We start from the raw sequence: 8,315 nt of genomic DNA on the forward strand, positions 1-8,315 counted from the left end.
GGAATATCCCGGCGCGGGAAATGTTACGGAATATTACACTCGTGTTACACATCCGAACATCCCGTTGACGGGGCGGGCTCCTCCTGCTAAACTATGTTCCATAAGGGAACGGTTCCAATCAGGAACACGAGACCAAAATTTAAAGGAGGAACAAAACCTATGAAGAATCTCAAAAAGATTCTCGCGCTGGTTATGGCGTTCGCTATGGCGTTCACCATGATGGCTGGCGCGGCGTTTACCGACGCGGCTGACATTAAGGCCAACGACGCGGTAAACATGCTGACCGCACTGGGTGTCATCGAAGGCAACCCGGACGGCAGCTTCAAGCCGGACAACACGGTTACCCGTGCTGAGATGGCGAAGATGATCTTCGTTGTTCGCAACAACAAGATCGACGACTCTGCTTATCAGACGAACTCCACCAAGTTCGTCGACATCACCGGCCACTGGGCTGCAGGCTACATCAAGTTCTGCGAAACTCAGGGCATCATCGCTGGTAAGGATGCGACCCACTTTGATCCGGACGCAACCGTAACCGGTGTGGAAGCGGCGAAGATGCTGCTGGTCGTAGCTGGCTATGACGCTGACAAGGCTGTCCTGACCGGCCCGAACTGGTCTGCGAACACCCTGAAGTACGCTGGCTCTGCCGGCATCCTGGACGACGTAAACTCCGGCCTCGAAGCTGGCCTGCCCCGCCAGTATGCGGCGCAGATGATTTACAACACCCTGGATGTAAACCGCGTAAAGTGGTCCACCGACTCCGATTCCTTCGACGACCTGCTGAACGGCGGCGTGAAGGAGACGGTTGGTAAGGCTTATATGGGTCTGACCAAGACGGTTGGTATCCTGACCACCGTTAGCAAGGACTCCATCACCCTGACGGGCGTTGACAAGGCTGAGAGCGACCTGGACAAGAACGAGAAGCCGTACGCTACTTCCTTCACCAAGGTTAAGGAAGACTACTCCTCTCTGCTCGGCCAGAAGGTCAAGGTTATGTTCAAGGACGGCAAGTCCAACAATGTCCTGGGCGTGTACGCGATTTCTGACAACGAGTCTTACACTGTCAACGCTTCTGGCGTTGAGGCGGATGACAAGAAGGTCAAGTTCGGCGGCAAGTCCTATTCTATCGAGAACGCTTATGGCAATGACTACATCGACGTTTACTATACTGCAGTAAACGGTTCTGAGTCTAACCTGATCGGTTCTGAAGATGCGTCTACTGGCGGCACTGCTAAGGACGTATTCACCAACCAGGCTGGCCAGAAGTTCAACGCCAAGGCTCCGAACTATGGCTTTACTGCGAAGGAACTGTTTGACAACTGGGATACTTCCGCAGCTACCATGAGCTTTGTTGATAGCGACGGTAACGGCCGTTTCGACTCCGTTATCATCACCGACTACACCGCGGCTGAAGTTTCTTCTGTTACTTCCTCCAAGATCGTAGCGGGCAAGAGCTACAACTTTGACGACGAGAACATTGACGAGAACCTGGCGAAGGACGACTGGGCGATCATTTCTTATGACCGTTACAACGACTGCCAGAAGATCGAGAAGGCTGACGTTGTTACCGGCAAGCTGTCCGGTATGAAGAAGGACAGCAAGTCCAAGAACACGCTGTCTACCTACAACGAGTATCAGATCGACAGCACCTGGTACAACGGCGCTGAAGACAAGGATGGCAACACCGATATCAATACTGTCAAGGCGGGCAACACCGTTGAGGCTATCATTGTAAACGGCGTAGCTTACAAGATGAAGCGCTCCTCTGGTACTTCCACTGCTGGTGACGTAACCGACATCGCAATGGTTATCAACAAGGATGCCGGCATTGGCGGCAACCAGGTTAAGCTGCAGTTCTTCAACGACACCACCAAGGTTGTTGACGTTGATGACGACAGCACGATCAAGTATGGTGCGCTGAACGTTGGCCAGCTGTACGAGTACAGCATCTCCGGCGGCGAGTACTCCTTCGAGACCCCGGTTCCCACGAAGGACTACTATGGCGATTACACCTTCCACGATAAGTACGCTTACAGCATTGGCAAGGATGCCATCAATGGCAAGACCATTGACGACAAGGCCAAGGTTATCCTGTTCAAGAGCAGCGGCTCTGACAAGGGCAACGACTCCAAGGTCCTGACCGGCAAGCAGCTGAAGAACCTGGATAACGGTGAGTATAATGTAATTGGCGGCAAGGCTTATTACTTCACCGCTGAGATGAATGGCCTGGATCGCGCTGGCGCGGTTGCGTTCACGATCAATGCGCTGCCGACCACCACTTCTTCCAACGACTACTACGCTTACATTCTTAATGATGTCCGTGAGACCGGTTCCAACGAGATCTCCTATCTTGCTCTGCTGGAGAACGGCGAGACCGTAACCGTCACCGAGAAGAATGCTAAGACTGCAGACCGTCAGAAGAATACCCTGATCGGCTACAAGTCCCTCACCGACGAGGACGACAATGGCGTTCGCTACATCGACGATGTACACGCTTACACGCTGGACGAGAGCGGCTTTGGCCTGGATGCGATCAATAAGGTCAGCAGCAACAAGGGCACTGTCGAGTTCGTCAACCACGGCGAGAGAGACGTAACGGCTGATACCGTTGTCTTCTATGTCGATACCGATGCGAAGACCGGTTCCACCGAAGGCAGCATCCGCACCGCTTCCAAGTATGTGAGCGACGGCGTCAAGATCGGCAATACCGATCCGAAGATGGCGAACTGCCTGTACCTGGATAAGGACAAGGAAGACCTCGAGGTTCTGGTCGTTGAGTCTGGTGACAACCAGTTCCGCGGCCCGTACGCTGACAACTACTCTCCGGAAGGCTACGCTTCCATCAAGGTTGCTGACGCTTCCGCAGCTACTGCAAACACTGCTGATGTTGACCTGACCTTCGAGATGACCAAGACCGACGTAGCGAAGGATCTGGACATCAAGCTGGTTAACGCTCCGTATGGTTTCACCCTTAAGACTGCGACCAAGACGGATGACCAGGAAAAGCAGAATGTAGTTGTTACCGCTGACAAGAACGTTGCTCGTGGCGAGTATCAGCTGACCTTCGCAATTGTTGATAGCAAGGGCGAGACGGTTGCGACTGCGACTGCGACTGCTAAGCTGACGGGTGCGCTTGTTAGCAGCATTACTTTCCAGGGTTCTCTTACGACTGCCGCAGGCACTGCGCTGAGTGCTGTGTCCGCTATCACGGCTCCGGCTAATGGCGATGTAACTATTGTTCCGGCGAGCACTGTAGTTACAGTCGAAGGTAAGTCTGTTGTTGACGCTTATGAGCTGGTAGTCGGTGACGTTGTAAACGTTACCATGTCTATCAAGGCTGCTGCTGGTAAGGAACTTGCTTCCAACCTGACTGTTGCGGACATTGGCATTGCCAAGGGCGTTGTTTCCAAGAACAACGGCGAGACTGCTACGGTTGTTTATAGCTTCACCGTTCCGAAGACCAAGATCGCTGCGCTTACTATCTCCAACACGCTTTCTGCTCCGGCAGCTGCGGCTGTTGATACTTTCGTGGCCACGGTTCCGGATCTGGTGGGTCTGACCAACGTAAACGTCGAAAAGGCGGCTGCGTGGACTGTTGCCGGTAAGACTGCTGGCGACAAGCTGACGGTATCTTACACCCTGACCCCGGTTGAAGGTTATGAGTTCGATACGACTAGCATTACTTCTGTAACGGCTAGCAATCTTACGAACATTACTGTAGCTATCACTTCCAAGGCGGCTGATAAGATTGTTATCACCCTGGAAGCAACTGTTCAGGCATAATTTTCAAAGCAAAAACCCCTGAGGATTTATCCTCAGGGGTTTTCCCTTTTTTTAACGAAGTGCCAGATATACGTAGACATGCCCGTTCCGGTTTAGCCCGAGCCGCACCATAAAACCGGTTTCCGTTAACACCACGCTGCCTGCGGATTGACCCGGGACGCCGAGGCCGCAGAAGCTGATCGTTGCGGTTGTGCCGCTGTCTGCGGTGGGGTCGGCTACGATGACGCTTAGCGGCACAAACCCGAGTTCAATGTCGTGGCTCAGGGAGCCGTTGCCCTGGTAGGTGCCGGCTGTCGCCCCGCATTTCTGTGCGGCCGCCTGCGTAATGGCCGTTGCCACATTGGTTTGGAGCGCGGCCAGGTCGCCCTTTGTCGCCAGCGTCCCGCGGTACCCCGCATCAATCATCCCCTCCTTGACCGCACCGCCAAACGTGCGCTCGACGATGCCGTCCACGCGCCCCTCCAGCGCCGCCGCGTCGTCGCACACGCCGTTGACCGCCCGGCGCAGCTCCTCCGGGCTGCTGTCGAAATACGCCTTGAGTTCCCCGGCTGAGAGCTGCGGCTCGTCGGGCAGGTCGGCCAGGCGGCGGGCGAAGGCCGGGATTTTGTGGTTTTCAAACATGGATTGTCCCCCTTTTCAGGATGTGTCAAAAAGTAACTTTATCGGATGCCTGTTATAATACAAACAAATGTTCCAAATGTCAAGCCGGGATGCGCGCGCCACGCTGTGGGGCGCTTTTTTTACGCCTTTTGGGCTGTTTGCACAGAAATACCGCGCAGGAAGCCGGACATTTGCCTAAAAAATATTTTGTCTTTTGGGCAGTCTTAGCGTATACTTAATACTGAATAGATATCAAAGGAAAAGGGAAGAAACATACAATGAATTTGATCGTTTTATTCGGCGGCGTGTCGTCGGAGCATGATATCTCCTGCATTTCCGCCGCGTCCATCCTGCGCAATATCGACCATGGGAAATATGATGTGTTTGCCGTCGGCATCACGGCGGACGGCCGCTGGTTCCTGTGCGAGGACGCGCAGCCCGACGCCATCCAGGACGGTTCCTGGGAGCGCGGGGCGCTGACGCCCGCCGTCCTCTCGCCCGACCGCAGCACGCACGGCCTGCTGGTGCTGCGCTCCACCGGCGTGGAGGTGCTGCGCGCGGACGTGGTGTTCCCGGTGCTGCACGGCGTCGGCGGCGAGGACGGCACGGTACAGGGGCTGCTCGAGCTTGCGGGCGTCCCCTATGTCGGGTGCGGCGTGGCCGCGTCCGCCAACACCATGGATAAAAGCATCACCAAGGTCATCCTGGAACAGGCGGGCGTCCGCCAGGCGGCCTATTACCTTGCGCGGCGCGCACAGTTCGCGCGCGACCCGGAAAGCGTCGTCACACAGGCGATGCGGGCGCTCGGCTCGTGGCCGGTGTTCGTGAAGCCGTGCTCGTCCGGCTCCTCGGTCGGCGTGACGCGCGCGGACGGCCCGGAGGCGCTGCGCGCCGGCCTGGAGGAAGCCTTCCGCTGGGACGGGAAGGTGCTGGTCGAGGAATTTATCGACGGGCACGAGGTCGAGGTCGCCGTCCTGGGCAACGAAAGCCCGGTCGCGTCGACCGCGGGCGAAATCGCCCCGACGCAGGAATTCTATACCTTTGACGCCAAGTATAACGACGAGTCCTCCGCGCTCTATATCCCCGCGCATATCGACGAGCGCGCCATGGAGACCGTGCGCGAGACCGCGGTGCGCGTCTACCAGGCGCTCGGCTGCCGCGGCCTGTCCCGCGTGGACTTTTTCTGCACGTATCAGGGGAGCGAAATCGTGCTCAACGAGGTGAACACCATCCCGGGCTTCACCAGCATCAGCATGTACCCGAAGCTGTTTGCGGAGAGCGGCATCCCTTACGCCAAGCTGATCGACCGGCTGGTCGAATTCGCACTGGAGGCCGCGCATGGATAACCGGGCGATCGGCGTGTTCGATTCCGGCCTCGGCGGCCTGACCGCGGTGCGCCGCCTGCATGAGATCATGCCCCGGGAAAATATCATCTACTTCGGCGACACCGGCCGCGTGCCCTATGGGACGCGCGGGCGGGATACCATCATTAAATATACGCGGCAGGACATCCGCTTCCTGCTGCAGTTCGACCCCAAGGCCATCGTCGTGGCCTGCAACACGGCGTCCGCCGCCGCACTCGAGACGGTGCAGGGCGAATTCGGCCTGCCGGTTTTCGGCACGGTCGCGCCCTCGTGCGAAAAGGCGCGGCAGGTCACGCGCTCCGGCAGGATCGGCGTGATCGGCACCGCGGCGACCGTGCGCAGCGGCGTGTTCGAGCGCCTGCTGCACCGTGCCGACCCTAGCCTGGACGTGCGGGCGGCTGCCTGCCCGCTGTTTGTCTCGCTGGTGGAAAACGGGCGCGTGCACCGCGGGGATATCGTGATCGAGACCGTGGTGCGCGAATACCTGCAGCCCCTGCGCGACGCCGGCGTGGACACCCTGATCCTCGGCTGCACGCATTACCCGCTGCTCCAGGACGTGATCTCGGACTTTATGGGCGGCGGCGTGACGCTGGTCGACTCCGGCGCGGAGGCGGCGGACGCGGTGCGCCGCGCGNATTAAAGGACAAAGGGCTGCGGCACGCGGCCGAAAGGAACCGACAGACGAATGAAGAAAGAAGTTTTGGTCGCCATCAGCAGCACCCAGCATTTTGAGGGCACCGACCCCGAACAGGTCGACCTGGTCACCTGCGCGCTGCTTTACGAGCGCGGCGGCAAATACTACCTCGTCTATGACGAAAGCGCCCTGACCGGGCTGGAGGGCACGCGCACGACCATCAAGCTTGACGGGCAGGCCGTGATGATGCGCCGCACCGGCACCTACCCCTCGCAGATGCTCTTCATCGAGAACCAGCGCCACGTCGGCCTGTACGAGACCGGCTACGGCACGATGACGGTCTCGACCCACACCTCCCGCGTGTACAACACGGTGGGGGAGGACGGCGGCCAGCTCGCGATCGATTACACGATCGAGGTGGATAACAACGTCACCGGCGAACACCATTTTGAAATGGTCATCACGCCCCAGCCGCAATAGCGGACGGGCGATTCAAATACAAAGCGTAATAATACAGAAACAATATAACGGAGTGTGAACCTATGAACCTGATTGAAAACGCCAAGCAGCAGGCGCAGGCCGTCGTCGCGCAGGCATACCGCGCCGCCGTCGCCGCGGGCACGCTGCCCAGCGCCGAGGTACCGGCCGTGCGCGCGGAAGCGCCCAAGGACGCCGCCAACGGCGACTGGTCGTCCTCCTTTGCCATGCAGTGCGCCAAGGCGCTGCGCCAGCCGCCGCGTAAGATCGCGGAAGCGCTCGTGGGCGCGATGGACCTTGCCGGTACTTACTTTGAAAAGGCGGAGATCGCGGGTCCCGGCTTCATCAATTTCACCCTGGGCGCCAAGTGGTACGGCGACGCGCTGCGCGCCGTGGCCGAGGAGGGCGCGGATTTTGGCCGCACCCGCGCGGACAAGCCGGAAAAGGTCATGGTGGAGTTCGTTTCCGCGAACCCGACCGGCCCCATGCATATGGGCAACGCGCGCGGCGGCGTGCTGGGCGACTGCCTGGCCGAGGTGCTCGCCTGGGCGGGCAACGACGTGACCCGCGAATTTTACATCAACGACGCGGGCAACCAGGTGGATAAGTTCGCGCACTCCGTCGAGGGGCGCTATATCCAGCTCCTGCGGGGCGAGGACGCGGTGCAGTTCGACGAGAGCTGGTACCAGGGCGCGGACATCCGCGAGCTGGCGCAAATCCTGGCCGACCGCCACGGGGACAAGCTGCTCCGCATGGACGAGCAGGAGCGCTTCGACGTGATCGTGGGCTTCGGCCTGCCGCACAACATCGCCAAGATGGAGGCCGACCTCGAGCGCTACAAGATCCATTACGACGTGTGGTTCCGCGAATCCACGCTGCACGACACCGGCTATGTGCGCGAGACCTGCGAGCTGCTGGCCGCCAAGGGCGCGACCTATGAGCAGGACGGCGCGCTGTGGCTGCGCTCGACCGCTTTCGGCGCGGACAAGGACGACGTGCTGCGCCGCGCGAACGGCTTCTACACCTATTTCGCCGCGGATATCGCCTACCACCGCAACAAGTTCGAGCAGCGCGGCTTTGACCGCGTCATCAATATCTGGGGCGCGGACCACCACGGCCACGTGGCGCGCCTGCAGCACGCGCTGGACGCGCTCGGCCTGGACGGCTCCGGCCGCCTGGAGATCGTGCTCATGCAGCTCGTGCGCATGATGCAGGGCGGCGAGGTCGTCCGCATGTCCAAGCGCACCGGCAAGAGCCTGACGCTCTCCGACCTGCTGGACGAGATCCCGGTCGATGCGGCGCGCTTTTTCTTCAACTCCCGCGCGGCCGATACCCAGATGGAGTTCGACCTCGACCTTGCCGTGCGGCAGGACAGCGAGAACCCGCTCTATTATGTGCAGTATGCGCACGCGCGCATCTGCTCGGTGCTGGCGGGCGTGGCCGAGGCCGGCGTCGCC

Annotated in this window: 6 protein-coding genes; 5 read left to right on the plus strand and 1 reads right to left on the minus strand. The window is 59.3% G+C overall.

Translation table 11 applies throughout. The annotated features are described in order from the left end of the window. Positions 1 to 159: 159 nt before the first annotated feature. Positions 160 to 3,783 (plus strand): S-layer homology domain-containing protein, encoded by a 3,624-nt coding sequence (locus CZ203_RS05080; protein ID WP_159456373.1) that lies wholly within the window; start codon positions 160 to 162, stop codon positions 3,781 to 3,783. 51 nt (positions 3,784 to 3,834) lie between these two features. Here CZ203_RS05080 and CZ203_RS05085 read toward each other — a convergent pair whose 3' ends face one another. Next, positions 3,835 to 4,404, minus strand: a complete 570-nt coding sequence (locus CZ203_RS05085; RefSeq protein ID WP_087065086.1) for a hypothetical protein — start codon at positions 4,402 to 4,404, stop codon at positions 3,835 to 3,837. Between the two features lie 257 nt (positions 4,405 to 4,661). Here CZ203_RS05085 and CZ203_RS05090 point away from each other — a divergent pair, with 257 nt between their 5' ends. From CZ203_RS05090 to argS, 4 genes are all read left to right on the plus strand, one after another. After that, positions 4,662 to 5,729: a D-alanine--D-alanine ligase family protein gene (locus CZ203_RS05090; protein WP_087065087.1), complete on the plus strand. Its 1,068-nt coding sequence runs from the start codon at positions 4,662 to 4,664 to the stop codon at positions 5,727 to 5,729. Then, positions 5,722 to 6,387: a glutamate racemase gene (gene murI / locus CZ203_RS05095; protein ID WP_087065088.1), complete on the plus strand. Its 666-nt coding sequence runs from the start codon at positions 5,722 to 5,724 to the stop codon at positions 6,385 to 6,387. The genes CZ203_RS05090 and murI overlap by 8 nt, the downstream gene beginning before the upstream one ends. A gap of 45 nt (positions 6,388 to 6,432) precedes the next feature. Then, complete coding sequence (locus CZ203_RS05100) at positions 6,433 to 6,861, plus strand: DUF1934 domain-containing protein (RefSeq protein WP_087065089.1); 429 nt, start codon at positions 6,433 to 6,435, stop codon at positions 6,859 to 6,861. Positions 6,862 to 6,923: 62 nt separating this feature from the next. After that, on the plus strand, positions 6,924 to 8,315 hold a 1,392-nt coding region (gene argS, locus CZ203_RS05105; RefSeq protein ID WP_087065090.1), incomplete at its 3' end, for an arginine--tRNA ligase.

The sequence above is a fragment of the Intestinibacillus massiliensis genome (genome assembly GCF_900155735.1).
In the GTDB taxonomy this organism is placed as follows: Bacteria; Bacillota; Clostridia; order Oscillospirales; family Butyricicoccaceae; genus Intestinibacillus; species Intestinibacillus massiliensis.